Origin of the sequence: Nonomuraea sp. NPDC049158, from assembly GCF_040648335.1 — a bacterium.
In the GTDB taxonomy this organism is placed as follows: Bacteria; Actinomycetota; Actinomycetes; order Streptosporangiales; family Streptosporangiaceae; genus Nonomuraea.
This window is the reverse complement of record NZ_JBEZDM010000047.1, coordinates 53184-76894: the sequence shown is the minus strand read 5'-3', so window position 1 is coordinate 76894 and position 23711 is coordinate 53184. Positions and strand designations below refer to the sequence as shown.

General features: G+C 68.9%; 31 protein-coding genes and 1 pseudogene. 10 read left to right on the top strand and 22 right to left on the bottom strand.

Annotated elements, in window-relative coordinates; all coding sequences use genetic code 11:
- The 7 genes and pseudogenes from AB0B61_RS51195 to AB0B61_RS51165 form a co-directional block, all read right to left on the bottom strand.
- The coding region (locus AB0B61_RS51195; protein ID WP_358448568.1) for a recombinase family protein at positions 1–428 on the bottom strand (428 nt) is incomplete at its 3' end.
- A 250-nt stretch (positions 429–678) separates the two neighbouring features.
- Entirely contained in the window at positions 679–1086 is a 408-nt protein-coding gene (locus AB0B61_RS51190; RefSeq protein WP_358448566.1) for a RidA family protein, read from the bottom strand.
- Between the two features lie 24 nt (positions 1087–1110).
- Positions 1111–2247, bottom strand: coding sequence for an MFS transporter (locus AB0B61_RS51185; protein WP_358448564.1), 1137 nt, complete (start codon positions 2245–2247; stop codon positions 1111–1113).
- A gap of 91 nt (positions 2248–2338) precedes the next feature.
- The gene (locus tag AB0B61_RS51180) at positions 2339–2818 is read right to left on the bottom strand and encodes an Rrf2 family transcriptional regulator (protein WP_358448563.1); all 480 of its coding nucleotides are present in this window, start codon (positions 2816–2818) and stop codon (positions 2339–2341) included.
- Positions 2819–2940: 122 nt separating this feature from the next.
- The gene (locus AB0B61_RS51175) at positions 2941–3051 is read right to left on the bottom strand and encodes a hypothetical protein (RefSeq protein WP_358448574.1); all 111 of its coding nucleotides are present in this window, start codon (positions 3049–3051) and stop codon (positions 2941–2943) included.
- 157 nt (positions 3052–3208) lie between these two features.
- Positions 3209–3499: pseudogene (locus AB0B61_RS51170) on the bottom strand (recombinase family protein); the annotation flags it as partial.
- A gap of 334 nt (positions 3500–3833) precedes the next feature.
- Complete coding sequence (locus AB0B61_RS51165; RefSeq protein WP_358448561.1) at positions 3834–4304, bottom strand: VOC family protein; 471 nt, start codon at positions 4302–4304, stop codon at positions 3834–3836.
- A gap of 187 nt (positions 4305–4491) precedes the next feature.
- On the opposite strand from AB0B61_RS51165, the gene AB0B61_RS51160 reads away from it, so the two are divergent.
- Positions 4492–5397: an LLM class flavin-dependent oxidoreductase gene (locus AB0B61_RS51160; protein ID WP_358448560.1), complete on the top strand. Its 906-nt coding sequence runs from the start codon at positions 4492–4494 to the stop codon at positions 5395–5397.
- Between the two features lie 57 nt (positions 5398–5454).
- Here AB0B61_RS51160 and AB0B61_RS51155 read toward each other — a convergent pair whose 3' ends face one another.
- The 5 genes from AB0B61_RS51155 to AB0B61_RS51135 form a co-directional block, all read right to left on the bottom strand.
- Positions 5455–6339, bottom strand: a complete 885-nt coding sequence (locus AB0B61_RS51155) for a fructosamine kinase family protein (RefSeq protein ID WP_358448558.1) — start codon at positions 6337–6339, stop codon at positions 5455–5457.
- Between the two features lie 353 nt (positions 6340–6692).
- Positions 6693–7127 (bottom strand): hypothetical protein, encoded by a 435-nt coding sequence (locus tag AB0B61_RS51150; RefSeq protein WP_358448557.1) that lies wholly within the window; start codon positions 7125–7127, stop codon positions 6693–6695.
- Between the two features lie 49 nt (positions 7128–7176).
- Positions 7177–8868: an FAD-dependent oxidoreductase gene (locus AB0B61_RS51145; RefSeq protein ID WP_358448555.1), complete on the bottom strand. Its 1692-nt coding sequence runs from the start codon at positions 8866–8868 to the stop codon at positions 7177–7179.
- Positions 8865–9218, bottom strand: coding sequence for an EthD domain-containing protein (locus tag AB0B61_RS51140; RefSeq protein ID WP_358448554.1), 354 nt, complete (start codon positions 9216–9218; stop codon positions 8865–8867). The genes AB0B61_RS51145 and AB0B61_RS51140 overlap by 4 nt, the downstream gene beginning before the upstream one ends.
- Before the next feature lie 15 nt (positions 9219–9233).
- On the bottom strand, positions 9234–9959 hold the full coding sequence (locus AB0B61_RS51135; RefSeq protein ID WP_358448552.1) for an SDR family NAD(P)-dependent oxidoreductase: 726 nt from the start codon (positions 9957–9959) through the stop codon (positions 9234–9236).
- Between the two features lie 94 nt (positions 9960–10053).
- On the opposite strand from AB0B61_RS51135, the gene AB0B61_RS51130 reads away from it, so the two are divergent.
- Complete coding sequence (locus AB0B61_RS51130; RefSeq protein WP_358448551.1) at positions 10054–10758, top strand: GntR family transcriptional regulator; 705 nt, start codon at positions 10054–10056, stop codon at positions 10756–10758.
- A 14-nt stretch (positions 10759–10772) separates the two neighbouring features.
- Complete coding sequence (gene trxA / locus AB0B61_RS51125) at positions 10773–11096, top strand: thioredoxin (protein WP_358448550.1); 324 nt, start codon at positions 10773–10775, stop codon at positions 11094–11096.
- Here the strand turns inward: trxA and AB0B61_RS51120 are convergent.
- A complete protein-coding gene (locus tag AB0B61_RS51120; RefSeq protein ID WP_358448548.1) occupies positions 11041–11484 on the bottom strand; it encodes a hypothetical protein in 444 nt (147 codons plus the stop codon). The genes trxA and AB0B61_RS51120 overlap by 56 nt on opposite strands.
- 82 nt (positions 11485–11566) lie before the next feature.
- Positions 11567–11803 carry a hypothetical protein gene (locus AB0B61_RS51115; RefSeq protein WP_358448547.1) on the bottom strand — a complete coding sequence of 79 codons (237 nt, stop codon included), beginning with the start codon at positions 11801–11803 and terminating at the stop codon, positions 11567–11569.
- Between AB0B61_RS51115 and AB0B61_RS51110 the strand changes: the two genes are divergently transcribed.
- Positions 11795–12643, top strand: a complete 849-nt coding sequence (locus tag AB0B61_RS51110) for a glycoside hydrolase family 2 TIM barrel-domain containing protein (protein WP_358448572.1) — start codon at positions 11795–11797, stop codon at positions 12641–12643. The two genes, AB0B61_RS51115 and AB0B61_RS51110, sit on opposite strands and share 9 nt — an antisense overlap.
- Before the next feature lie 24 nt (positions 12644–12667).
- On the opposite strand, the gene AB0B61_RS51105 is transcribed toward AB0B61_RS51110, so the two are convergent.
- A complete protein-coding gene (locus AB0B61_RS51105) occupies positions 12668–13135 on the bottom strand; it encodes a hypothetical protein (protein WP_358448545.1) in 468 nt (155 codons plus the stop codon).
- A 37-nt stretch (positions 13136–13172) separates the two neighbouring features.
- Here AB0B61_RS51105 and AB0B61_RS51100 point away from each other — a divergent pair, with 37 nt between their 5' ends.
- Positions 13173–13679, top strand: coding sequence for a dihydrofolate reductase family protein (locus AB0B61_RS51100; protein WP_358448543.1), 507 nt, complete (start codon positions 13173–13175; stop codon positions 13677–13679).
- Positions 13680–13942: 263 nt separating this feature from the next.
- Here the strand turns inward: AB0B61_RS51100 and AB0B61_RS51095 are convergent, their stop codons facing one another.
- Together AB0B61_RS51095 and AB0B61_RS51090 are read right to left on the bottom strand one after the other, a co-directional pair.
- Complete coding sequence (locus AB0B61_RS51095) at positions 13943–14545, bottom strand: hypothetical protein (RefSeq protein ID WP_358448541.1); 603 nt, start codon at positions 14543–14545, stop codon at positions 13943–13945.
- 32 nt (positions 14546–14577) lie between these two features.
- Positions 14578–15123 carry a hypothetical protein gene (locus tag AB0B61_RS51090; protein WP_358448539.1) on the bottom strand — a complete coding sequence of 182 codons (546 nt, stop codon included), beginning with the start codon at positions 15121–15123 and terminating at the stop codon, positions 14578–14580.
- Positions 15124–15186: 63 nt separating this feature from the next.
- Here AB0B61_RS51090 and AB0B61_RS51085 point away from each other — a divergent pair, with 63 nt between their 5' ends.
- A complete protein-coding gene (locus tag AB0B61_RS51085; RefSeq protein ID WP_358448538.1) occupies positions 15187–15336 on the top strand; it encodes a hypothetical protein in 150 nt (49 codons plus the stop codon).
- 191 nt (positions 15337–15527) lie between these two features.
- Here the strand turns inward: AB0B61_RS51085 and AB0B61_RS51080 are convergent, their stop codons facing one another.
- From AB0B61_RS51080 to AB0B61_RS51060, 5 genes are all read right to left on the bottom strand, one after another.
- Positions 15528–16094, bottom strand: a complete 567-nt coding sequence (locus tag AB0B61_RS51080) for a hypothetical protein (RefSeq protein ID WP_358448536.1) — start codon at positions 16092–16094, stop codon at positions 15528–15530.
- A 73-nt stretch (positions 16095–16167) separates the two neighbouring features.
- A complete protein-coding gene (locus tag AB0B61_RS51075; RefSeq protein WP_358448534.1) occupies positions 16168–16398 on the bottom strand; it encodes a hypothetical protein in 231 nt (76 codons plus the stop codon).
- A 250-nt stretch (positions 16399–16648) separates the two neighbouring features.
- On the bottom strand, positions 16649–17506 hold the full coding sequence (locus AB0B61_RS51070) for an LLM class flavin-dependent oxidoreductase (protein ID WP_358448532.1): 858 nt from the start codon (positions 17504–17506) through the stop codon (positions 16649–16651).
- Positions 17507–17564: 58 nt separating this feature from the next.
- Complete coding sequence (locus AB0B61_RS51065) at positions 17565–18224, bottom strand: DsbA family oxidoreductase (RefSeq protein ID WP_358448530.1); 660 nt, start codon at positions 18222–18224, stop codon at positions 17565–17567.
- A gap of 95 nt (positions 18225–18319) precedes the next feature.
- Complete coding sequence (locus AB0B61_RS51060) at positions 18320–18691, bottom strand: antibiotic biosynthesis monooxygenase (RefSeq protein WP_358448528.1); 372 nt, start codon at positions 18689–18691, stop codon at positions 18320–18322.
- Positions 18692–18909: 218 nt separating this feature from the next.
- Here AB0B61_RS51060 and AB0B61_RS51055 point away from each other — a divergent pair, with 218 nt between their 5' ends.
- The 4 genes from AB0B61_RS51055 (at position 18910) to AB0B61_RS51040 (ending at position 23530) form a co-directional block, all read left to right on the top strand.
- On the top strand, positions 18910–19827 hold the full coding sequence (locus AB0B61_RS51055) for a tyrosine-type recombinase/integrase (protein ID WP_358448526.1): 918 nt from the start codon (positions 18910–18912) through the stop codon (positions 19825–19827).
- Positions 19828–19928: 101 nt separating this feature from the next.
- Positions 19929–22520, top strand: a complete 2592-nt coding sequence (locus AB0B61_RS51050) for an AAA family ATPase (protein WP_358448525.1) — start codon at positions 19929–19931, stop codon at positions 22518–22520.
- A gap of 270 nt (positions 22521–22790) precedes the next feature.
- Complete coding sequence (locus AB0B61_RS51045; protein ID WP_358448523.1) at positions 22791–23234, top strand: hypothetical protein; 444 nt, start codon at positions 22791–22793, stop codon at positions 23232–23234.
- Positions 23235–23278: 44 nt separating this feature from the next.
- The gene (locus AB0B61_RS51040) at positions 23279–23530 is read left to right on the top strand and encodes a hypothetical protein (RefSeq protein WP_358448521.1); all 252 of its coding nucleotides are present in this window, start codon (positions 23279–23281) and stop codon (positions 23528–23530) included.
- The last annotated feature ends 181 nt before the right edge of the window (positions 23531–23711 follow it).

Below are 23711 nucleotides of genomic sequence, written 5' to 3'. Positions count from 1 at the left end.
GCCTCTAGGCCCTCTGCTCGCCGGGTTGCCCCGGTGCATTGCTGCACCGGGGCTACCCGGCGAGCAGGACGCCAATACGTCGCCTCCGAGGGGCTGCGTCGGGAGATCCACGAGGGCCTGCAGGTCGTGGAGAACTGGAACTCCGCGAGCCGGGTACCGGTCAGCGCGGGAGGCCGGCCTCGGTAGCGGCCTTCAGCTTCCGCCGCAGCGATCCCCTCGGCGGTCAGCTCGTTCTGCAGATCGCACTGGAACTGCCCGACGGCGGTGATGACGTTGATGAGCAGCGCGGTCATCGCGTCGTTGGCTGCGAGGTCGTGGAAGTTGGACAGGGGACCGGACATGACCCGCAGCACCACGCCGCGGCCTGACAACCAGTCGCGGACGGCGTGGATGTCGACCACGTCGCGGCAGAGCCGGAACAGCTCCAACACCGTGAGGGTGTCGCCGGGCGGCGGCCACCGTGGTGAACGCTGGCCGCTCCAGCGCGGGAATCTTGGAGGTGATCGCTGGGATCTTCGAACAGCAGCACCCCCTCGGCCGGGTGGAAACTAGGGCGGCTCCGCGCAGACGGTGCTGCCGATTGCGACGTGCTGCCGCACGCACCGCGGTGCCGATGTGAGGCCGTGGGTGCTCGCGCCGCCCCGGGGATCCCCGGGGCGGCGCGGCGGGTTCATCGTGTCAGGGCTGGAGGGGCGGGGCGACCGCGATGGCGTCGATCTCGAAGAGCATCCCGGGGAGGGCGAGCGCGGCCACGCCAGTGAGGGTCTGCGCGGGCGGGTGGGAACCCCAGATGCGGCCGATGTGCTCCAGGAGCACGGCCAGTTTGTCCGCGTCGTGATCGACAATGTGGGTGCGGATCTGGACGACGTCGGCGAAACCGAGGTCTATGGCGGCCAGGGCGGTGCCCAGGTTGGTCAGGGACCGTTCGACCTGCTCGCCGAAGTCGGGAGAGGTGAGGTGCCCCTGCTCGTCGGAGGCGTACTGGCCGGCGATGAACACCAGGCCTCCCGGTGCGCGGACGACGTGGCTGTAGCCGAAGGCGACCGGGTCGTGCAGTTCGGAGGGGTTGACGATACTGTGCGTCATGGTGATACCTCTCTTTTCGGGTGCTCAGAGGGACTTGCGGGACGTGGCGACGGTCGCGGCGGCGACCAGCGCGAGGGAACCGGCGACCCACAGGACGCCGGTGGCGGCGAGGCCGTCGACCGTGGCGCCGCCGACGAGGGCGCCCAAGGCGATGGACAGGTTGAAAGCGGCGACGAACAGGGACGAGGCGGCCTCACCCGCGCCAGGGGCCGCCTTCATCATCCAGGTCTGCAGACTCACCGACACCCCGCCGTAGACCAGCCCCCAGGCCACCAGCAGCGCGGACGCGGTCACGGGATCGGTGCCGAGCAGGGCGAACAGCGCCGTCACGGCCGCGAGGCCGGCGCAGATCGCCAGGAGGGTGCCGCGCAGGTGCGCCGCCACCCGCGAGCCGGCCGCGAAGTTGCCCACGAGGCCCGCGATGCCGTACGCCATCAGCAGGCCGCCGATGAGGGCGTCGTCCACCCCGGCCGCCTCGCGCAGCACCGGACGGACGAAGGTGTACGCGGCGAAGTGCCCGGTGATCAGCAGGAACGTGACGAGCACGCCGATCCGCACGCCGGTGTTGCGCCGCAGCAGCCCCGGCAGTTCCCGGAAGGAGAGCGCGCCCTGGGACGGCAGCGGCGGCACGAGGAGGAGCAGGGCGGCCAGCGCGACGAGCCCGAGGATCCCGACCACGGCGAACGCGGTGCGCCACCCGCCGAGGTCGCCGATCAGCGTTCCGGCCGGGACACCGGCGACGGAGGCGGTGGAGACCCCGCCGAACACGATCGCCGTGGCCCGGGGGACGTGCTGGGCGGGCACCAGACGTACCGCAAGACCGCCCGCGATGGCCCAGAAGCCGCCGACGCTCACGCCGATGGCCAGGCGCGCCGCCAGCAGGACCGCGAAGTGCGGTGCCGCGGCGCAGACCAGGTTGGCGGCCGCCATGAGGCCGACCAGTGCCGCCAGCAGGACCCGCCGATCCACCCTGGCGGCGACAACGGTGACGACCGGGGCCGACGCGGCGGCGACCAGGCCGGGCACGGTCAGCATCAGCCCTGCCACCCCGTCGGAGACTGAGAGGTCCGAACCGATCGGTGTGAGCAGGCCGACGGGCAGCAGTTCGGACGTCATCAGCGCGAAGATGCCGAGCGCCACCGCCAGGACCGCCGGCCACATCCGGTCGAGCGACCGCGATTTATGCCTAACCTGACTAGGAAACATCCAGAATTTCTCCTGTGAAAAGCCCTCTCCGGGGAGAGGGCGGTCTTCAGGTGCGCGTGTTGGTCAACCCGTGGCGGGTCTGCCCGGGAACGGCGGGGAAGCGTTCCTCCACCGTCGATTTGAGATCGGCGAGGGTCCGCCCGGCCAACTCCCGCCGCCAGTTCAGCTCCGCCTGGCGCATGGTCTGGGAGATCACGCAGGTCTTCCGGTAATCGATCCCGGGTACGCCCCCAGGGCCTCGCCGGAGGATCTCGGCGCACTCGAACGCCTCCCGCGTGCCCTCGATCGCCGCCACCACATCCAGCACCGTGATCTTTCCGGGGTCGCGCGCCAGCCGAAAGCCGCCCCGCGGCCCGGACGTGGAGGCGAGGATCCCCGCCCGCACCAGCGCCTGCAACTGCTTGTTGAGGTAGGCGGGCGGCAGTTCGTAGAAGGCGGCCAGCGTCGAGGTGGGCACCGCGCGATCCTCCTCCACCCATGCCAGGTTCAGGCACGTGTGCAGCGCCCATTCCACACCCTCACTCATCCGCATATCCTGGATCATACATGTCCAGAATTAAACTTGCACTCGCGACCATGCGCCTCTCACCTTGGGTGAGCAACTAACCAACGTGGCACCAGCCGCCAAATAGGCCCTGAGTTGGGATATCAGCTACCTGGTTGCAATTCGACGCTCACTCTTGGCGGTTCGACGGCAGGACGGCCTGTCGCGAGGTCGGGAACGTACTTGTAGATCGTGGAACGGCTGACGCCGAGCAGGCGGGCGATCGAGGAGACGGTGTTTTCCGGCCCGGGTAAGCAGGTCGCGAGCGTGACGGATCTGCTCGGGCGTCATCGCCGGCGGGCGTCCCAGGCGCTGGCCGCGGGCGCGGGCGGCGGCCAGGCCCTCGTGCGTGCCCTCCACGATGAGCTCGCGGGTGAACTCCGCCAACGCGGCGAAGACGTGGAAGACGAGCCGCCCGCCGGGGGTGGTGGTGTCCACCGCCTCGTGTAGTGAGCGGAAGCCGACACCGCGCTTGCGCAGGCCGGCTACGATCGAGATAAGGTCCTGCAGCGAGCGGCCCAGTCGATCCAACGAGGGCACCACGAGGGTGTCGCCGGGCCAGAGGTAGTCCAGCGCCTTCCACAGTTCCTCGCGCTCAGCGTTCTTGTCGGACTTCTTGTCGGCGAAGATGCGGGTGCAGCCCGCCGCGGTGAGGGCGGTCATCTGGCGGTCCAGGAGTTGGCCGCGGGTGGAGACGCGGGCGTAGCCGACAGGCGCTTCCGAGGGGCCCGCGGGTTCGGCCGCCAGCGGGTCTTCGCCGAGAGATCCGTGCAGTTCGGTCTTGCCGACCTCGACCGCGTCCCTCCCGGCCAGGGGTTTACGAAGGGGTGTTCACGAGTGTGTCCGGCCTGGGATGAAGTGATGGGTTGGAAGATCGCTTCCCAGCGATAATTGTGATCGTTTCCCAGGCTGGAAGGCGTCAAACCGACGATGGGACTCGAGCGACAGGGTCACCCCATGCCCAACGGAATGGGCGGCCCCCTGCCAGCAAGGAAGTTCAGCCGGGGAGCAGGCTGCCGCCCCTGAGCAGCTCGGTTCCACGGCGAGCGATCTCCTGCGGCGAGAGGTCTTCGGTGTGGGTTAGAAGGACCCACAGGTGCCCGAATGGGTCCCTCAGCATGGCCGACCGCGCTCCGTAAAACATGTCGGTGGGAGGCTGGAGCAACTCGGCGCCGGCGCGTACGGCCTGGGCGCTGAGCGTGTCCACGTCATCCACATAGACGTGAAGACCCACTGTCGAGCCACCCGCGGCATCGGGAGCGCTGAAAGGGCCATCCGCGTCCCCAACCATGATGACCGAGCCTTTGATGCTGACCTCGGCATGCGCGATCCGGCCTTCCGGGTCGGCGATGCGGAACAACTCCTCGCCGCCGAATGCCTCAGCGTAGAACCGGATGGCCTCTGCGGCGCCGTCCACCATGAGGTGCGGAACAGCGGCGTACCGGTAGCGCTCGGGAACAGATGTCATCACAGTGATCCTTTCGAGAGGTGCTTGCTGATGAAGACCGTAGAACCTCAACTATGGCTGAGGTCAATTCGAGGATTCTGGCGTTCTTCCAGGTCTCTGGGTGTGGCAACCAGCGCCATTGACCTCAACCCTGCTTGAGCTCCTAGCGTGGTCTGCAATTCCGATCCCAACGCCCAGGAGGATCACGATGCGGATCAGCACCACCTTGCCCATGACACAGGCCGGCGTGCCTGACATCGCGATGGCGCGACGCCTTGAAGGCCTTGGCTATGACTCGATCGGCATGGCCGATTTCATCGTCGGAGATGGGACGCCGAGCTTTGACGCCATGCTTGTTCTGGCAGCCGCCGCAACCGTGACCGACAGGATCGGACTCGAGTTCGGCGTGCTCAGCCTCCCGCTGCGCCCAACCGCTTGGATCGCTGCGCAGATACAGACACTTCAGCACCTGTCAGGCAACCGAGTCACCCTTGGCGTCGGGATCGGAGGCTTCCCTGGCTCGCCGTTCTGGCGTGCGGTCGGGGCGCCACTTCAGGGTCGGGGGCGCCGGGCCGACGAAGCGCTGCAAGCGTTGCCTGGCCTTATTCGTGGTGAGGCAACCAAGCTGGGCGAGGAGGAGGTCACCCTCGGCCCCGCCGCTCCGGTCCCGCCCATCCTCATCGGCGGGAACTCCGAGGCGGCGATGCGCCGCGCCGTCCGTCATGGTGACGGCTGGGTACCCTCCTTGATCAGCCCTGCGGCTCTGGGCGAGAAGGTGATACGACTACGCGAGATCGCCCATGAGCTCGGACGACCGGTCCCGTCGATCGCCGTGGGAGGGCATGCGATCCTCGTCGACAATGCGGCTGCCATCGAATCCTTCACCCGCGTGCTGGTGGACGTACACGGCATGGCGCCGGAGGAAGCGAAAGCCGTGCCAGTCACCGGCAGCCCGGCGCAGGTGGCGGAACGCCTCCACGCCTACTCGGAGGCCGGTGCCGACATGGTTGGGCTCAGCCTCGACGGCGGGGACTGGACTCGGCAGGCAGAGGCGCTCGCAGAGGCCAGAGCGCAGCTGAGCCATGTCCGGGCGGCTGAAGCAGACAACCCTTGAGCCACAGTTCGGGTCATCTCCACAGCGGTCCGAAGGCAGTGATCCTCTGAGCTGAGCTCAGGGCCGCTGCCGGAACGGGGCGAGCGTGGCGCGCACGAGGTCGGCGGCGCCCCAGTCGGGCTCGAACTGGGCGATCACGGCCAGGTGCTGGCGTAGCTGGAGGATCGGCATCCGTTCGCGCCAGTCGCGGTCGAGCCCGGTCAGCTCGGCGTACACCTCGAAGAACACGTGCGCCTCGGGGGGCGGCGCCGTCGTCCACAGGTGGGCCAGGTCGACCTCGGCCCACGTGTACGACACGGCCGGGTCGATCAGCGCGGGCCGCCCGTCGGGGGTGGCCATGACGTTCAGCGCCCACAGGTCGCCGTGCGTCAGGCACGCGGGCCTGACCGGCAGCAGCTCGGGCAGCCGCTCGCACAGCCGCTCCAGCGCCGCCCGGTCCACGGCGTCGAGCGCCTCCTGGACGCGACGCTCGCCGAGCCAGCGCAGCAGACGGTGCTGGGCGAAGAACTCGAACCCGTCCTCATCCCAGGTATTGACCTGCCGACGACGGCCCAGCCAGTTGTCCCGATGCCACCCGAATCGGGAGTACCGCGTGGTGGTGTGCAGGTGGGCGAGCGCATGCGCGAGCTGCTCCCAGAAGGCCTCGGTGCCCGGCCGGGGCTGCAGCACGGACAGCACGAGCAGGTCGCGGTCCGCGAGGATGATCTCGGGCGTGGCGACGCCGCCCGCCTCGCGCAGCACGGTGAGCCCCTCGGCCTCCGCGGCGAATGCGTCGTCCGACAGCGGCTCGCCGAACGCCTTGACGAACACCGACGTGCCGTCACCGCGGCGCGCCAGCCCCGCGGTCGCGGCGAGGCCTCCAGCGGCCGGCTCCACCGCGACGACGTCGGTCAGGCCGGCCGCGTGCAGGCGTTCGAGCAGGAAGGACGTCACGTCTGTCACGGGTGTACTCCTCTCTGCCGGTCACGCATCATGGCAATCAGCGCCGAGCCCCCGCCTCGTCGCGAGGCGCCTTCGACGAGCTCGGACGCGCTCACCGCGGCCCGGACGTGGGCGTTGTGCGCGCCCCGGCTAGGAGCCTGCGGCAAGATCAAGGTCGCCCGGAGCGGGAAGTCCGGGGTTGAGGAACAACTGGACAGCCATTGGCGGTGGAGGCTGTTTGAGCAGGTCAGGGCGACGCTCGCCAGCTGAGCGGCTCCGCCGACCAGGCGAGACAGGCTGCCGATCATCCCAACCTGTCCGGGCTGCCAGTAGCGGTAGTGCTTCACGTCGACACTGGACACCGTGGCGAGGTGTCAACGGGCCGTCTGAGACTGCCCCGGTTCCGGCTTGAGTTGGAGGACGGCTCCGATCGTCTGGCTGGCGGTGATGAAGGTGATCCAGGCGAGGAGTTCGCTGATCTCGGCATCGCTGAACTCGGAGCGCAGAACGTCGAACTGTGCGTCGGTGATGTCGCGCGGCCCCTGCAGCATGAGTTCGGCCAACGCCACCGCGAGCGATTCCTTGGGATCGGGATGCGAGTCGGCGGCGCGCCCCCACGCCTGGCAGTACTCGCAGCCGTTGCCGAACGCGAGCACACGCCGCACCTGCTCCTTCAACTGCGGGGTGAGCGTGCCCTTACTGAGCAGGGTTTCCTCCAAGTGCTCCCAGGCGGCAAGGATGGCGGCGTTGTGCCCGAGCAGCCGTTGAAATCCGGTGGTCCCATGCTGTCCGTCGCCGATGCGCGGCATGCTGTCTCCTTATCGTCGTGACAGTGGTGTTAAGTCTCTGACGGGCTCGTTACCCTCGGCCCGCGGCGTGCTGCCCGGCCAGGTAGCCGAACGTGACTGCCAACCCGAGGGTGGTACCGCCGCCCCAATAGCCCTGTCCAGCGATGGAGGCGACACAGTTGCCGGCTCCGTACAGGCCGTTGATGACGCCTCCGTCGTGGGTACGGATCCGGCCGTACTTGTCGATCTTGGGTCCGCCCTTGGTGTCGAAGACGCCCGGTACGAGCACGACGGCGTGGTACGGACCCGTCGTGGCAAGGGGATGCATGGTCGGGTTGGCGCCGGTGGAGTGGTGGCTGGGCCCGCTGCGTGCGCGTTGTACCCGGCTCGATCCCCGGCCGAAGTCGCGGTCCTGGCCTGCCGCGGCGTCAGCGTTGTAGGCGTCGATCGTACGGCGTAGCGCGGCGCGGAAATCCGGCGCGAGGCGGGCGCCGGCGAGCAACCCGGAGTACTGGTCGAGGTGGCGGCCTATAGCATCGGCGAGGTCGTCGAGGGTTGCCGCGGACAGTTCGTGCTTGTCGTCTCGGCCTTGAACGGGGATCGGGTTGCCGCCGCCTTCCGTGACGGGGGCGTCACCGGGCAGTTGCCGGCAGTGCCGCGCCACCCATTCGTCGTAGATCATGATGAGGGGGATGTTGGGGTATTCGGCCGTGGTGGCGTCCCAGTGGAAGAAAGCACGGGTCATCTCGTTGTAGGTGGCTTTCTCGTTGACCACACGGTGCCCGCGCCTGTTCACGACGAGCATGCTGTCGCCGGGCAGCCGGAACGCGCCGCTCGCCGGGTCGTGCGCGTGGTCGAGCACGACCGGAGTCAGCCAGCCCTCGTTCATGTTGCCCATGGCGGCACCCAACCGGAACGCGATCGGCAAGAAGTCGCCGACGTTGCCGGCGCAGGACAGGCTCGCGACGACGGGGCCACGCAGGAACTCCCGGCGCAGATGCGGGCTGGAGCCGAAACCACCGGTGGCGAAGACGACGCCGCCTCGCGTACGGATCAGTCTCGAGGTGGCGGCCCGGTCGCCGGCGAGCACACCGGCGACTTCTCCGGTGTTGTCATCAACGACCACAGCGCGCACGGCGCAGCGCAGCCGTAAGGTCACTCCCAGCCCCAACGCCTTGCCCTCCAGGGCCTGGACGAGTTCGGCGCCTATCCCCTCCTTGGCGTCTGCGACGCGAAAGCCGAGCGTGCGGCCATGGGATGCCGCGTTCTCAGGAAGATCGCTGTAGTAGTCGAGGACGTCCGGGACGATGAGGAAGTCCAGGACGCCGTCGTCCGCCAGAGCGCGCACGACCTGCCGCCCATGGTCGTAGAACGCCTCCAGCAGTTCGTGGTCGGCCGCGTCCAGGCCGAGGTGGGGTGCTTCAGGCCGGTAGAGGGAGGGCTGGGCGAGGCGGGCCAGGTAGCGGATCGCGTCCTCGCGCGGGTCTTCGATGCCGCGTGCGGCCATGAGGGGGTTGTCGCAGATCCACAGCCACGTGCCGGCGCGCTCACCGTCGCACACCCCACCCGCCTTCGCGGTGGTTCCACCGACGACGTCTGCCTTTTCCAACACCACCACGGAGGCGCCGGCCGAGGCTGCGGCGATCGCCGCGCTCCAGCCCGCGGCCCCGCTACCGGCCACGGCCACATCGACCGTCTCGTCCCACGGCACGTCATCGGAATCGGCATAGAGCACCGCACTCGCCTGATCCTGCCCGCTCATACCGAACCCGGCTCGACGTAGGCATGCTCGGTGACGAAGATGCGGGCGAGCTTGGACACATGCTTGTCGGTGTCATCCCGGGTCTCATGCGCGCTATGGCGACCGTAGACCTCGTTGAACGCTTCTTCGCTGTCGAACCACTGCTCGGCGTATCCGTCCCAGTCGCAGTCAGCGGACGGTGCGCCGGCGAGCGTGTCGGTGTCGCCGTCGCGCACGGAGATGCGATATTTGCGGAGTTGTGGCTGTTGCTTGCCGGCGACCAGAGGGGCGTGCTCCTCGATCCACCACCGCCGGAATTCTTCGAGCGTGAGATGAGGCGCTCGTTTGAGCAGCCAGACGACCTTGATCATGGTGTCTCCTCGGGGTCAAAGGGACAGCCAGCCGCCGTCGACCGGCAGGAACGCTCCAGTGATGTACGAGGCGGCGTCGCTGAGCAGGAACCTCGCCACGGCGGCGACCTCCGCGGGCTCGGCGAAGCGTCCGATCGGGACCCGCTCGAGAATGCGCGGCGCACGCTGCGGGTCGTCGATTGTCGCCTGGCTCATCGGAGTGGCGACGATGCCTGGGCCGATCACGTTGACGCGAATGCCGGACCCGGCCAACTCGACGGCGAAACCGCGGCCCAACTGCAGGACGCCTCCTTTGCTGGCCGTATAGGCGAGGTTTCCGCCCCAGGCGACCTGGGACAGGATGCTTCCGATCAGCACGAGAGATCCCGGTCTCCCGGTAGATCGCAGGTGGGCGGCGACCGCGCGGCAGACGAGAAAGCTGCCGTACAGGTTGACCTCGACGGTGCGCCGGAACACCTCGGCGGGCATGTCGATCGCGGGCATCACCGGCTCCTCGATCCCCGCGCAGTGGACGAGGCCGTCGACGCCGCCGAACTCCGCGACCGCCATATCCACGACGTCCTGGACCTGCTGCTCGTCGGTCACATCAGCAGTCGTGAGGACCTGGGCGGCGGGTGGAGGCACGGCGCGGAGCGCGGACGCGTCCGAGTCCACAGCGACGACGCGGTGGTCGCTCGCAAGGTCTGCGGCCACCGCGCGGCCGATCCCCGACGCGGCGCCGGTGACGATGACGACCTTCACCACATCTCTCCAGATGAGCAGTTCAAGGGACTCTCAGGATATAGGTGTTATGCCACAGATACGTCAAGTAGAAACCGGTGATATATTAGCCGTCATGCCGTCCATAGACGTCGCCGAGTTCGCCGACTCCCTCGTCGCCGCTGTCTACCACCAGGTGCGGGACGACATCCTTCTCGCCAGGCTCGCCCCTGGAGCGCTGGTGTTCGAAGCCGATGTCGCGCGCCGTTTCGAAGTCTCGAAGACACCTGCGCGCGAGGCGCTGCGCCTGCTCGTGGGAGACGGGCTCCTGCAGGTCATGCCCCGCCGCGGGTACGTCGTCCGCCCGGTCGGCCTCGATGACCTGGTCGAGGTGTTCCGGCTGCGCCTGTTCCTGGAGCCGGGGTTGGCGGCCGACGCGGCCAACCGGGCCACGAATGACCAGGCGGATGCCCTGGAGGAACTCGTCGCAGGATACGTCGCCGAGCAGGACTGGCAGCGCCAGGTCCAGCTCGCCATACAGATCCACCATGACATCGCCCTCGCCGCCGGCAACAAGCGAGCCGTCCCCATCGTCGACAGCCTGGTGTTCGAGGCACACCGCGTCTGGATGAGCCTCAGCACCAGCCCGCCGCGGGCCGCGTACGAACATGCGCGGGGCCGCTACCAGGACATCGCGACCGCCGTGAGCGACCGTGATCCGGACACCGCCTCCGCAGCGATGCGAGACATGCTGACGGCGGCGCAACGGCACCTGATCTCCATCGCCGGCGGCATGCCACTTGACCACACCAACCAGAGCCGGTCCGCCGGCAACCCATAACCGAGGAGCCTCCCATGACATCTGTCAAACACCTGAGCGAGCAGGACTTCGCCGACGAGGTGCTGGCCGGCCAGCAGCCGGTCCTGGTCGACTTCTGGGCGCAGTGGTGTGGCCCCTGCCGCATGCTCGCCCCGATCCTCGACGAGATCGCCACCGAGTACGAGGGCAAGCTGAAGATCGTCAAGGTGAACCTGGACGAGAACCCGCACCTGGCCGCGCAGCTCGACATCGTGTCGGTCCCCACGCTCAACCTGTACCGGCACGGACAGCTGATCAAGCAGATCACCGGCGCCCGCCCGAAGGCCGCGCTACTGCGCGAGCTGTCACCGTTCCTTTGAGCCCGCCCTCGCTTGCATCATTCCGCTCCGCCCGAGTATTGATCTTCGACACCAGGCCGATGAACAGATCGACCAGCGCGTCCGTGATCTCCGTCGTCCGCGACCACGCCAACGCCGCTACCAACGTCAACCGGATCGGCTGCTGGTTCGCCGCGAAGTCCGACGGATGCGAGGCCATCGCCCGCGCCCGCCAGGAGGCCACCAGCCGATCCGAATACCCGCCGAACAGATCCGCCGCCAGCCCCAGAGCCTTGGCCCGCCGCAGCTTGACGATCTCCTCCAGCAGCGTCTCCAGCCCCAGCCGCCCGGGGTCGGACTTACACTCCAGCAGGAACCCATCCTCACCCGTGGCCAGCTCCCACAACGACCGCGCTGAGTCCGCTGACAACCCGTTCAGCACATGCAGGCAGGGCCACGAGGGACTCGGCGATGCCCTTGGGGTCCCTGGCGTTGGAGACGCGGCCCTCGTCCTAGTCCCGGCGGACGGCGGTCGCGAGCAGGCCGATCGTCCTCTCGTACCTGTCACGGAACCACTCATGCGCCGGATGGTCCGGCGCCGACGACTCGGCGGCCATGAGGGCGAGCAGCCTCAGCATCTCGGGCCGTTCGAGGTTGCGGCGAACGTACTGCAGCACGGCGTACGCCACGCCCTCCTTCCGGCCGCGGCGGTGCGCGGCAAGGGGCACGACGACGTGCTGATGGTGCATGACTTCGCGCTGATGGAGTGGATCGGCGCGAACTCCTTCCGCACCTCGCACTACCCGTACGCGGAGGAGGTCCTCGACTACGCCGACCGGCACGGCGTGGTCGTCATCGGCGAGACGGCCGCCGTCGGGCTCAACCTCAACATCGGCGGTGGTGTCTTCACCTCCGGCGAACGGGTGTCCACCTTCTCCCCGGACACGATCAGCGAAGACACCCGGCGCATCCACCTGCAGGCGATCCGGGAACTGGTGGCCCGCGACAAGAACCGTCCCAGCGTCGTGCTGTGGTCCGTGGCCAACGAACCCGACCACGTCCAGCCCGAAGCGCGCGACTACTTCGCCCCGCTCGCCGCGGAAGCCCGCCGCCTCGACCCGACCCGACCCGTGGCCTACGCCAACGCGCTGCTCGCGACGCCGGACCAGTGCGTGGTCACCGACCTGTTCGACGTCGTCCTGCTCAACCGGTACTACGGCTGGTACTTCGGCCCCGGCGACCTGGCAGCGGCCCAGACCGCGCTGGAGGCCGAACTGCGGCAGTGGGCGAAGGCGCATGACAAGCCGATCGTCATCACCGAATACGGCGCCGACACCTACCCCGGCCTGCGCAGCGTCGTGCCCGCCCCGTGGACCGAGGAGTACCAGGCCGACCTGCTCGACGTGTATCACCGGGTCTTCGACCGGGTCGACGCGGTGGTGGGCGAGCAGGTCTGGAACTTCGCCGACTTCGCCACCACGCCGGGCGTCTTCCGCGTCGACGGCAACAAGAAGGGTGTTTTCACGCGCGACCGCCGTCCCAAGACCGCCGCCTTCCACCTGCGCGCGCGCTGGCGCAAGGACGAGTGATCGTGAGAGCGAGCGCGGCCAGGCTCAGCACCCCGCCACCAGCGCGGTGCTCCGGACGCCGAAGCCGGGCAGCAGGACACTGCCGATGAACGCGCCGGCGGTGATCCCGACGTTGAACGCGGTGCTCACGCCCGCCGAGGCGAGCTCCACACTGCCCGGGGCGACCTGCAGGATCCGGCTGGCGGCGGCGGTGCACATGGCGGAGAACGCCAGCCCGGTCAGCGCGACCAGCCCGGCCGCCACCAGCGGCACGTCACCGAGAACGTACGGCCCGAGCAGCGCCACGCTCTGGGCCGCCCGGGGGACGACCATCGCCGCCCGGGCGTCGCGGTCGGCCAGGTGCCCGCCGACGGCGACGCCCAGCAAGCTGGCGATGCCCCGCACCAGCAGGAGCGGCCCGATCGCCGCGGCGGGGAAATGGCTCACGTCGGTCAGGAACGGGGTGACGTAGGTGTATCCGGCGAACGCTCCGGTGACCGCGAGGGTGGCCATGGCCATCAGCCTCCAGTACGCCCGGGCGTCAGGAGCGGTGCCCTTAGTGACGGGATCGGCCCTGCTCCTGGGGCGCAAGACCTACGACAGCTTCGCCGGAGCGTGGCCAGAGCGGGAGGCCGAGGGCGGCGAGGACGCCGGCTTCGCGAAGACGCTCGGCGACGCGCGGAAGATCGTCGTGTCGCGCCAGCCCCTGGAGTTCACCTGGCCGAACTCCGAGCTGCTCCAGGGCGACCTGGCCGAGGCCGTGACCGCGTTGAAGAACGAGCAGGGCGGCCGCATCGCCGTCAGCGGCTCGGTCTCGGTGGTCCGCCAGCTGCTGGCCGCGGGACTGCTGGACGAACTGCACCTGCTGGTGCACCCGATCGCCGTCCGCAAGGGCGAGCGCTTGTTCGACGAGGGGGAGAACTCCATCCCTCTGGAACTGATCAAGTCCGAGACGTTCACGACGGGTGTGCTGTACCTGGTCTATCGGCCCGCCGGGGCGAGCGGTGACGCCTCCTACGACGACGCCAAGGCCCACCTGTCCCAGGGCGAGCAGTAGGAGCGATCAAGTACCAGGCGCGGGTGGCGCCGGCCCCCTGGAACGGCGCCACGGGTGCGTGGTCACTTGAGGAAGTCGAGCACGCCGCCGCTGTGAACAACATCCGCACCGCCCTGCTTGATGCTGCTGATCGGCGCCCACCTCACCTGGCGCCGGCTACAGCTCAGCCGTCACGGGCAGGCCACCGAGCCCGCGAGCCGCGCTGTCCGGCTGGCGCCCGCCGAGAACGACTCACCGGCCGAAGCCGAGTGGCCCCGCAGCCGTCAGCAGACGCCAGGCAGCTTGCACACCTTGGCGGCCATCTTCTTGGTCGCCTTGGCCAGCCCGCCGGGCTCGTAGCCTCCCAAGGTGGTCGTGTAGATCATCAGGGCGCTGTTCCGGCGCGCCACGACACCGCTGATCGTGTCGTTCACGCTCCCGTCCTGCAAGGTCTCGAACCCCATCCCCATGGCCTCATCGCCCACCTTGACCTTGCTCGTCCGCCACCTGATCTCGAGCTCGGGCGACGACGGGTCGCCCTTGCGCGCGCACCGCTTGACCTCGGTGCGCACGCGGGTGAGCGCGGCATGGGCGGCACGGGGGGTCTTGTAGAGGACGAGCTGTTCGGAGGAACTGCTGGGGGCGCTGGTCCAGAGGGTGATCGTGCGGGCCGCCACCCTGCCGCGGTCGACGGCCTTCCGGTGCCAGCACGGGTTCAGCTCCAATGGGTCGGTGAGCTTGTCGCTGATCTTGTAGCCCTGTTCGGACGCCACATTGGCGGGCTGGGGCTTGCGCGCATCGCTTTCGGTGAGCAGGAAGTTCTTCGGGATCTCGGTCACGGCCGCCGGGGAGAGGGCCAGCAGGAAGGAGAGCGTTACGCTGATCATGGAGGGTTAGACGCCGGCGGGAGCGGCTTTGTTCAAACGGAAGCCTTGGCACGCCCTTCCCGTCGCCAGGGGTCGACGTCGACACCGGTGGTGACGATTCGCAGGGCCGTAAAGGCGACCCACGGGCGGTCGTTCGAGCTGATGCCGCCGTAGAAGGGCATCGGCAGCTCGGGGAGCAGGGCGAGCACCGCGCTCAGGTGGCGGTCGTCCGGCCAGACCGCCCCGCCGTCCAGCGGGACGACGGCGCCGTGAGCGCGCGCGTCGGCCTCCTGGAGCACGTAGGCGCGCACGCCGTCGGGCGCGAGGGCGAATGGATCCGGACGTCCCGAGTAGGTGAGGCGAGCGGTTCCGATGGGTTCGGTCTCCCCGCCGAACGGATCCCAGACGCCCACGTTGCTCGACCGGTAGGCCAGGGCGAGGCGCGACTCGTCCGCCGACCACTGGATGACCTCGCCGTAGCCGGGCCAGCCGATCCCGCCCTCGATCCAGTCGATGACGTTGACGCACCGCCCGGTGGTCATCTCCCAGATCTGCAGGGTGGCTCCGCGGTCGTAGTCGTCGCCGCCGAAGTCGCCCACGGCCAGATACCGGCCTGACGGGCTGAGCGCCTGTGCGGTGATCTCGACCTGGTGGACGTCCGGATGGCGCAGCAGCGCGCCGTGCTCCCGGATCCGTTCGGTCGCGTACCGGTGCGCGTCGACGACACCGTGGCGTCGCTCCAGCTCGGCGAGCGCGGCGCGCAGCGGGACAAGGTCGCGTTCCGGGGCGAACGCGGTCCAGTCCGGGGTTGAGGAACCTGCGGACAGCCGTTGGCGGCACCCGCGAGTAACTTAGCTGGACGCTTCGGTGGAGGTCCGGGGTTGGCCTTCCCTGTCGTCGTCGGCGACGGTGCCCGAAGGAGGGATGACCGTGGCCTCGCTCGTGGTCCCGATGCGCATGGGGCTGCAGTGCCGTCGAAGGAACAGCGCCTGCCCCATGCCCGCTACTCCCATCGGGTCTGCATCTCCGAGTCGAAGTACTCGCGTCGGCGTACGGAAAGGCGCAGGCAGGTCAAGGGGCTCGTCTTGGTGGGGTGCACGACCTCCAGGTGCTGCCTGCAGCCGAACTCGGCGATCCAGAGCGGAAGGATGCGCAGGTACTTCAGGTTGAAGCCGGCGTAGTGGGCCGTGTCGGCGTTGTACACGAGGTCCTGGCCGTGCAGGTGGACGTCATGAAGGTCCACCCCCTCCTCCTCCAAGCGCGCCAGCACCGCCGCGCCCGCGCGAAACAGCGGGCTGGTCGTCTTCCAGCGCCGCTTCAGATGCAGCCGCGCGAGCTCGGAGAGCGGCTCGCGATCAGCCAGGTCGAACCGTTCGATGGCCAGCGCATCGGCCTCGACCGCTTCCAGGATGAGCTGCCGGTGGGCCGGGTTGATGCGGCCTTCGAGGCCCTCGAACTCAGCCAGCATGTAATCGCGCTGGGCCCGGCCGGCGTTCGGGTCCTCGGCGATCGCGTGGAGGCGGGCGAGCGCCGTGCTCAGGTCATCGCCGCGGCGCCACAGGAGCGTCATCGAAATCGGTCGTCGTCTTTCCTGCGGGCGACGATCTGAATGGAACGCCGTCGCTGCCGCAGTTCTCTGGTGATCAAAGTCTCGGGAAAGACCTGGAGGGAAGGCTGCGGGCCAGGGCGGTCCACTGCGGCGAGGGAGCGTCAACCTCGAAGTCGAGGTCGAGGTCTCCGACCTCGGTGGCGCCGCGGGCGAAGGACCCGAACACGTGCAGCTCGCTGACCACGTTCAAGGGCGGCTCGTCGCGCTGGGTGTGCAGTCTGGTGATGACGCTCTCGGCGAGCTCGATGGCGCGTGCGCGCTTCACAGCCGATCGACCACCCTTCGCCACGCTCGACCAACAAACGACCGGGATCGAGGCTATGGGACTTGTGGGCAGCTCGGTGCTGTGAGTTCGAGATCAGCTTCTTGGTGTGGTTCCGCGTTCTACCTGGAGGTTTCTGGGCCGTGGATGATGCGGTGGATGGTGGAGCGTCCGACGCTGTATTCGGTGGCCAGGGGATGCCGCATGGGCGAGGTAACTGTCAGTTGGCCACCTCGCCCGTCCCGGCCCGCGGTCAGAGGCCGATGACCTCGGCCAGGAGGTCAACTTGTGCGGGATCGGGATCGTTGCCCATGAAGATCAGTTCGTCACAGCCGATCTGGTCGAAGGCGGCGATCGCGGCGGTGATCTGTTCTGGCTGGGTGTAGGCGATGGAGATGCCGTACTGCGCGTACTCGTCGCCGGCGAAGGCGTAGTAGGAGCCGATGGCATCGGAGATCGCGGCCTCGGCGTCGGGGCCGAGCGCGTACATCACCGATGCCACCAGGCGGGGCGAGCCGGCTCTGCCGGCCGCCTCCCAAGCCTGCCGAATCTGGGGGGCGAAGTCCTGCACGTCCAGTACGGTCGCGTCGCCGGCGATCCATCCCGTTCCGTGGGAGGCGATGCGGCGCAGGGTCGCTTTCGAGTTGCCACCGAACAGCAGGGCGGGCCCGCCGGGTGTGGCCGGCCGCGGGCCCACGGGGTCGTCGGCTGCCGTGATTGCGGCGAGCCGAACCAGGAGCTGGTCGAACTGCTTGCCCCTGGTGCCGTAGTCGACCTCGCTGAGCAGGAAGTCGTCCTCCCGGGCTCCGGGAGCGAGCCCCAATTGCAGGCGGCCGGACCCGGCGAGCTGGTCCAGGGTGGTGACGGCCTTGGCGAACAGGGCATGGTTGGCGCGCAAGGGTGCGAGAAGCACGCTGGTCAAGAGCCGGATGCGTGAGGTGGCGCCGGCCGCGGCGGCCAAAGTGATCAAAGGCTCTGGCGTCGACCAGGCCAGACGGTCACTGACGCTGAGGGTGGAAAAGCCGCGCGCTTCGGCACGGCGTGCCCACTCCACCAAGGTTGTGCCTTCGGCCCACCGAGCATGACCGGGCAACCCGATACCGATGTCCATTGCTGGTGAGAATTCCTTCCAGAAAGAGATGTCGAGATGGCGTGACCGGAGTCGTCTGTCAGCCTGGCCGGTCAGGATTGATCAGAACGCCGTGTGAGCCGGTCAGGTCGTTTCGCAGGAGCCGTTGCAGATCGGCGACCGGCTGGACGCCGGAGACCGGCGGGCGGCCGTCGATCACGAGGCTGGGCACGCCGGTGACGCCGTGCTCGGCGGCGCGGCGCCGGTCGGCGCGTACCTCATCGGCGTAGTCGTCGCCGTCCAGCACAGTGCGCACCTCCCCGGCGTCCAGTCCGGCCTCGCCGCCGAGGCGCTGCAGGACCTGCGCGTCAGCCACGTTGTGCCCCTCGGTGTGGTAGGCGTGCAGCAGCAGCTCCATCATCTGGTCGGCCTGGCCGCGGTCGGCGGCGAGCTTGACCAGCCGGTGCGCGTCGAAGGTGTTCACCGGGCGGGCCAGATGCAGGTTCAGCTCCAGGCCTTCGGCCGCGCCCAGGGACCGGATCCGGTCGATGCGGGCGGGCGCCTGCTCGCCCCACCAGCCGGCCATGGCCGCCGCGGCGGTCGGGCCGGGTGTGCGGCCTTCGTCCGGCGCGAGCTCGTAGGCGCGCCAGACGATCTCGATGCTGTCGCGGCCGGTGTGCTGGGCCAAGGCGGCCGTCAGGCGTCTCTTGCCGATGTAGCACCAGGGGCACAGCACATCGGCGTATATCTCAAGCTTCATGAATGTTCCGCACAGTGATCGTGGTTGATGGAGCGAGCTCGGCGACCCGGCGTGCTGTCGGCGGGCACCGCCGCCCGCCGGCAGGGATCGGACGATCAGGCATCGAGGCGCTGCGGCCCAGGACCGACCTCGCGCACGACGGTGTAGGTGGGCACCCCGGTCATACGGGGTTCGGCCTTACCGGACAGGCCCTCCAGCGCCTTGCCGATCGCGGCCATCCGGCCGTCGGTGTCGGAGGTCTCCACGAAGTGGCGGTAGTCCGCCTCGCTCGCCCAGTGCACGATGTTGTACACCCGGGTCCCGTCGGTGCTCACATGGAAACGAGCCGAGCGATAGCCGGGATAGAAGCGCACCCACCGCTCCTGGATCTCCGCGAACGCCTCCACAAGCTCACGCTGCGTGTCAAAGCCATCAACGGTGTAGTCGATGATCGAATAGAAACCGGAATCCGTGCTCAACAGGCACACTCCTCAAGGTCGGATACAGGGGGCAACGCCCCGGCCGCCATCCTGCAACCTCAACCACAGTTGAGGTCAAACCCCTGGACGCAGGCGCAACCGATCCTGCCTACTTCCGGAATCGCTCAATTCCGGAAGTAGACTCCGGGAGCGACTTCCGGAAACACAACCGCAGAGATCCCGCAGGCCCCGGAACAGCTTCCGGAAACACAAGCCGGTCGCGAGCCGTGACGCTGCCCGCCCCGTACGCGGCGATCCTCGACCAGTACGCCACCGCGCTCGAGCGCTCCCCACTGGCCGACTCCAGCAAGACCAAGTACCACTCCCGGCTGCGCGGCTACCTCGCCTGGCTCGCCGACCAAGCCGACGCCCTCGACGGCGACCCGCTCACCGACCCCATCGCCGCCACCGGCGCGGTGCGCGACTTCCGCCGCCACCTGAAGAACGGCCGCCGCGCCCCCAACACCATCGACACCTACCTATCGGCCATCGACGACTTCTACGCCCGCCGCGGCCTCGGCAAGCCCCAAGCCCGCCGGGAACGCGACTCCCGCCGCACCGCACCCCGTGCCCTGGACGAACGGCGCACCCGCCGTTACGTCCGCCACGTCCAGCTCACCGCCAGCCCTCGCGAGAAGGCCCTGGCCCTGCTGCCCTACTTCGCCGGCCTGCGCATCGCCGAAGTCGTCGGCCTCGACCTGGCCGACATCCGACTGTCGGCCCGCAAGGGCGAACTGCGTGTCCGTGGCAAGGGCCGCGACGGCGGCAAGATCCGCCACCTGCCCGTCCACCCCGACCTCCGCCAGGCCCTGACCGACTGGCTGGACGCCCGCGCCGGCTGGAAAGGCGCAGGCGCCGCCGCGGTGTTCCTCAACCAGCGCGGCGGCCGCCTGACCGACCGCGCCGCCCGCGACATCATCACCAGCCTCGGCGAAGCATGCGGCATCAACGACGACCCAACCGAACCCTTCGGCCCGCACGTCCTGCGCCACACCTTCGCCACCCAGCTCATCCGCGACGGCAAAGACCCCGTCCTGGTCGCCGAGCTCCTCGGCCATGGCTCTCTGGACACCACCCGCCGGTACGCCTTGCCCACCGAGGCCGACAAGGCCGCCGCCCTGGGCGCGCTCATCACCGATCATTAACGAAGCCGGAACTGACCATCGAGAACCCGGTTTGGGGCTCCTGACAAGGTTCTTACCGGCACCCCAACCCCGCCCACGAGCGCAGGTCACCCGGCACGGAGGTGGGCGAGTTCAGCCCGTATCGGGGGCTGGCGGCGTTCGGACCGGAGGACGCGCGGTTCTTCTTCGGCCGGGAGGAAATGACAGCGACGCTGGTGGACCGGGTGGCCGAGCAGCTGACCCGGCCCGGGGCGCTGCTTGTGGTCGGGCCGTCGGGGGCGGGCAAGTCCTCGCTGCTCAAGGCCGGCCTGATCCCCACGCTGAGCCGCATCGCCGGTCCAGGAGCCGCACCGGGCCTCGGCACGACCGTCGTGTCCCTCGTCCCCGGCCGGGATCCGGTGGACGCGCTGGCGGGCCGGCTCGCGGCTCTGACCGGTGCGGGCCACACCACGCTTGTGGGCCGTATCCGCGAAGATCCGCCGAGCCTGCGGGAGACGCTGCGCGCGTGGGGCGCCGAGCGCGGCGGCCGGCTGGTCGTGATCGTCGACCAGTTCGAGCAGGTATTCGATAAATCACTTGATGAGCAAACGACCTTCGTGCGGGCGTTGCACGCTTTGTGCGCCGAGCCGGTCGCCGACGCCCCAGCCGTGGTGGTGCTCGGCATGCGAGCCGACTTCTTCGGGCACGCGTCGGCGCACCGGGAGCTGAAGACCGCACTGGCCCGACCCGTCGTGGTCGATCCCATGACGCCCGACCAGCTACGGTCCGCCATCAGCCGCCCCGCCGAACTCGCCGATCTCACGCTGGAAGAGGGACTTGTCGAGGTGGTGCTGAAGGACCTCGGAGCGAGCGCGGAGAAGAGCGCGACCGGCGCGGGCGGCCTGCTGCCGCTGCTCTCGCACGCGCTGCTGAGCACCTGGCACAACCTCGACCACCGGACGCTGACGCTGGCGGGCTACCACGCGACGGGCGGCATCGCCGAGTCACTGGCGCGTAGCGCCGCCGCCACGCTGGACCAGCTCGATCTGGCGGGCCGGACGATGGCGCGCCGGCTACTTCCCCGGCTGGTACGGCTGAGTGAGGATGCCCACGACAGCGCCCGCGCGCTGCCGCTGGCCGATCTGCTGCCGCCCGCTTCGTCTCCGGACCACGCGGTGGCCCGCCAGGTGCTGGAGCGGTTCACCCGGGCCCGATTGCTCACGCTCGACACGGACACGGCGCAGATCACCCATGAGGCGCTGATCCGGTCCTGGCCGACGCTGCGCTCCTGGATCGAGGCCGACCGTGCCGTGTTGCTGCTGCACCAGCAGCTCGGCCACGATGCCCAGGACTGGCTGCGCAGCGAGCACGACGCGGCCTACCTCTACCGTGGCACCCGTCTGTCCACCGCCCTGCAGGCGCGCACCCGATGGGAAGGCGATCCGAGCCGCTATCCGCCGCTGTCCGCGCTGGCCACCGAGTTCCTCGACGCCGGCGTTCGGGCGGACGCGCGGGCGGCGCACCGTGCCCGTCGCACGCGTACTGTGCTGGCGGTCTCGCTCAGCGCCGCGCTGCTGGCGTCTCTGGTGATCACAGGGCTCGTGCTCAGGTCCATGGCGGCGGAGCGCGAGCAGAGCCGCGCAGTGCTGTCGCGCCAGCTCGCCGCACAAAGCGACGCCCTCACGGGTAGCGAGCCGAACCTGTCACGGCTGCTGGCCGCGACTGCTTTCGATTACGCACCGACTCCGGAGGCGCGGCAGAGCATCCTGAACACGCTGGCCAACCCGGCACGGGCCACACTCATCGGCCATCGGGGGCCGATCTACGCGGTGGCGGCCGGGCAGCTCGACGGCCGGCCGATCGCCGTCTCCGGCGGGGAGGACGGCACGATACGGATCTGGGACCTGCACGCGTTCCAGCCTGTGGGCGCGCCATTGACCGGGCACACGAGCGCGGTCAGCGCGATCACGCTCGGCGAGCTGAACGGGCTCCCCATCGTCGTCTCCGGCAGCCGCGACGGCTCCATCCGCATATGGGATCTCAGAGCCGGAAAGCAGCTCGACGCGCCGCTGAGAGATTCCGGCGACACGGCCTTCTCACTGACGATCGCGCAGGTGGACGGCACACCGGCCATCGTCGTCGGCGGCGAGAGCGGCATGGTGGAGAGCTGGAACCTCAGCACCAGAGCCTCACTCGGCACACCGCTGAACGGTCTCAGCGGCTTTGTCGACGGAGTGGCGAGCGGCCGGCTCGGCGCGACGCCGATCGCGGTCTCCAGCACCCAGAACGGCAAGGTGCAGGTGTGGGATCTCAAGAAGGGCGAGCAGATCGGCGACTCGATGACCGGGCACGACGGCTCCGCCGGCACGGTGGCGGTGACGGACGTCGACGGTGTGCCCGCCGCGATCTCCGGCGGCGACGACGGCACGCTGCGGCTGTGGGACCTCAAGACGCGCAAGGAGCGCGGTGCGCCCCTCATCGGTCATCGCGGGGCGGTAGAAGCGGTGGCGGCGGGCCCGGCCGACGGCCGGGCCATAGCCGTCTCCGGCGGCCAGGACGGCACCGTACGTGGCCTTCTCCGAACCGGAAATGTCCTGTCAATGTCCTGGTTAAGGGGCCTATTGCATGTCAAGATTGCGCCCGCCTGGGATGCTCTTCCTACCCGGGCGTTTCGACGGCCGCTGACTAGGACATGTGCAAATGCGTCTCACCGTGACCGCCCACCTGACGCTTGACGGGGTCATACAGAGCAACGGGAAACCCGAACCGGGCTGAGCGACGGCTTCAAACCGGGTGGCTGGCAGGTGCCGTACTTCGGCCAGGACCTGGAGCGGCTCACATCAGACTGGATCGCCACCGCGGACGCCTCCCCGCTGGGGCGAAGGACCCGTGTTCGGGCAGGCGGCAGTGTGAACTTGCGGCACGGAGCCACGCTCAACCGATGAGATCGGCGGCTCGGTGCAGTCGTAGCGAAAGAGACCACACGAGAGAAAGGACGAGGCACCATGACAAAGCAACTCGATCACCCGGCTCTGGTGGACTTCACCAGCCGATGGTTCGCACTGTGGACCGAGGCTGACCCGCAAGCGCGGTCCAGGCAGGTCGCCGACCTGTGGGCGCCCGCTGGTGCGCAGGTTCTGGTGGACCCGCCTCAGGAGGTGCGGGATGCGGCCACCGCGTTGGCATTCCCGCTACCTCGTCTCGAGGTGCGCGGCCACGACGAGATCGAACGTCGGGTGACCCAGGCGTACGCCCTGTTCGTCGAGCCCGGCGTATACACATTCCAGGCGACAGGCGGTGATGCCATACTCCTGGCACCCGGTCTCGTCGGGTTGGCATGGGAGATGGTCGCCGTCGCTGACGGGACCGTCGCCGGGAGCGGCTACGACGTGTTGGCACTCGATGACGACGGCCGCATCCTGCTGGACCACCAGCACATCCTGAGCTGAAAAGGGTCGTCGTTCAGCGCGAGCCACTGTCCGAAGGAGGAATCGTGAAACTTGACCGAGCGACGGTGTGCCTGCCCATCAAGAATCGCCCGATATCGCACGCCTTCTACACCGCTCTCGGGTTCGCGGCAGTGGGCGAGTTGGGAGACGATGGGATACCCGAGCCCCTGCAGTTCGAGATCAGCGCCGGAATGCGTGTGATGCTGATCCGGTCGCGCGGCTTCGGATGGGTGATCGGTGATCGCAAGCGATCGCCGCGGGATGCGCATGAATGTCTGATGGATCAACCGCGCTGACGGCATCCTAACTCGATAGAGGCCCAAACCGGCACGCGCTCCGATTTGCCGCACCGACTATGCCCTGACCGACGAATCCACCAACAAGAAGGACCCGCGACCATGAAGCCGACGACCACCACGTTCGCCTCCGCCGGCGGAGTGATGTGAGTGGGCGTTCATCCTGCCTGGTCCCGGGGCC

Bases quoted from the DNA above. Each gene is read 5' to 3' on its own strand.
- AB0B61_RS51045 (WP_358448523.1), top strand. From the start codon at position 22,791: ATGACAAAGCAACTCGATCACCCGGCTCTGGTGGACTTCACCAGCCGA.
- AB0B61_RS51080 (WP_358448536.1), bottom strand. From the start codon at position 16,094: ATGACGCTCCTGTGGCGCCGCGGCGATGACCTGAGCACGGCGCTCGCC.
- AB0B61_RS51145 (WP_358448555.1), bottom strand. From the start codon at position 8,868: ATGAGCGGGCAGGATCAGGCGAGTGCGGTGCTCTATGCCGATTCCGAT.
- AB0B61_RS51160 (WP_358448560.1), top strand. From the start codon at position 4,492: ATGCGGATCAGCACCACCTTGCCCATGACACAGGCCGGCGTGCCTGAC.
- AB0B61_RS51110 (WP_358448572.1), top strand. From the start codon at position 11,795: ATGGTGCATGACTTCGCGCTGATGGAGTGGATCGGCGCGAACTCCTTC.
- AB0B61_RS51105 (WP_358448545.1), bottom strand. From the start codon at position 13,135: ATGGCCACCCTCGCGGTCACCGGAGCGTTCGCCGGATACACCTACGTC.
- AB0B61_RS51070 (WP_358448532.1), bottom strand. From the start codon at position 17,506: ATGGACATCGGTATCGGGTTGCCCGGTCATGCTCGGTGGGCCGAAGGC.
- AB0B61_RS51095 (WP_358448541.1), bottom strand. From the start codon at position 14,545: ATGATCAGCGTAACGCTCTCCTTCCTGCTGGCCCTCTCCCCGGCGGCC.
- AB0B61_RS51190 (WP_358448566.1), bottom strand. From the start codon at position 1,086: ATGACGCACAGTATCGTCAACCCCTCCGAACTGCACGACCCGGTCGCC.
- AB0B61_RS51085 (WP_358448538.1), top strand. From the start codon at position 15,187: ATGGCGCAGCAGCGCGCCGTGCTCCCGGATCCGTTCGGTCGCGTACCG.
- AB0B61_RS51150 (WP_358448557.1), bottom strand. From the start codon at position 7,127: ATGCCGCGCATCGGCGACGGACAGCATGGGACCACCGGATTTCAACGG.
- AB0B61_RS51140 (WP_358448554.1), bottom strand. From the start codon at position 9,218: ATGATCAAGGTCGTCTGGCTGCTCAAACGAGCGCCTCATCTCACGCTC.
- AB0B61_RS51115 (WP_358448547.1), bottom strand. From the start codon at position 11,803: ATGCACCATCAGCACGTCGTCGTGCCCCTTGCCGCGCACCGCCGCGGC.
- trxA (WP_358448550.1), top strand. From the start codon at position 10,773: ATGACATCTGTCAAACACCTGAGCGAGCAGGACTTCGCCGACGAGGTG.
- AB0B61_RS51180 (WP_358448563.1), bottom strand. From the start codon at position 2,818: ATGAGTGAGGGTGTGGAATGGGCGCTGCACACGTGCCTGAACCTGGCA.
- AB0B61_RS51130 (WP_358448551.1), top strand. From the start codon at position 10,054: ATGCCGTCCATAGACGTCGCCGAGTTCGCCGACTCCCTCGTCGCCGCT.
- AB0B61_RS51065 (WP_358448530.1), bottom strand. From the start codon at position 18,224: ATGAAGCTTGAGATATACGCCGATGTGCTGTGCCCCTGGTGCTACATC.
- AB0B61_RS51165 (WP_358448561.1), bottom strand. From the start codon at position 4,304: ATGACATCTGTTCCCGAGCGCTACCGGTACGCCGCTGTTCCGCACCTC.
- AB0B61_RS51185 (WP_358448564.1), bottom strand. From the start codon at position 2,247: ATGTGGCCGGCGGTCCTGGCGGTGGCGCTCGGCATCTTCGCGCTGATG.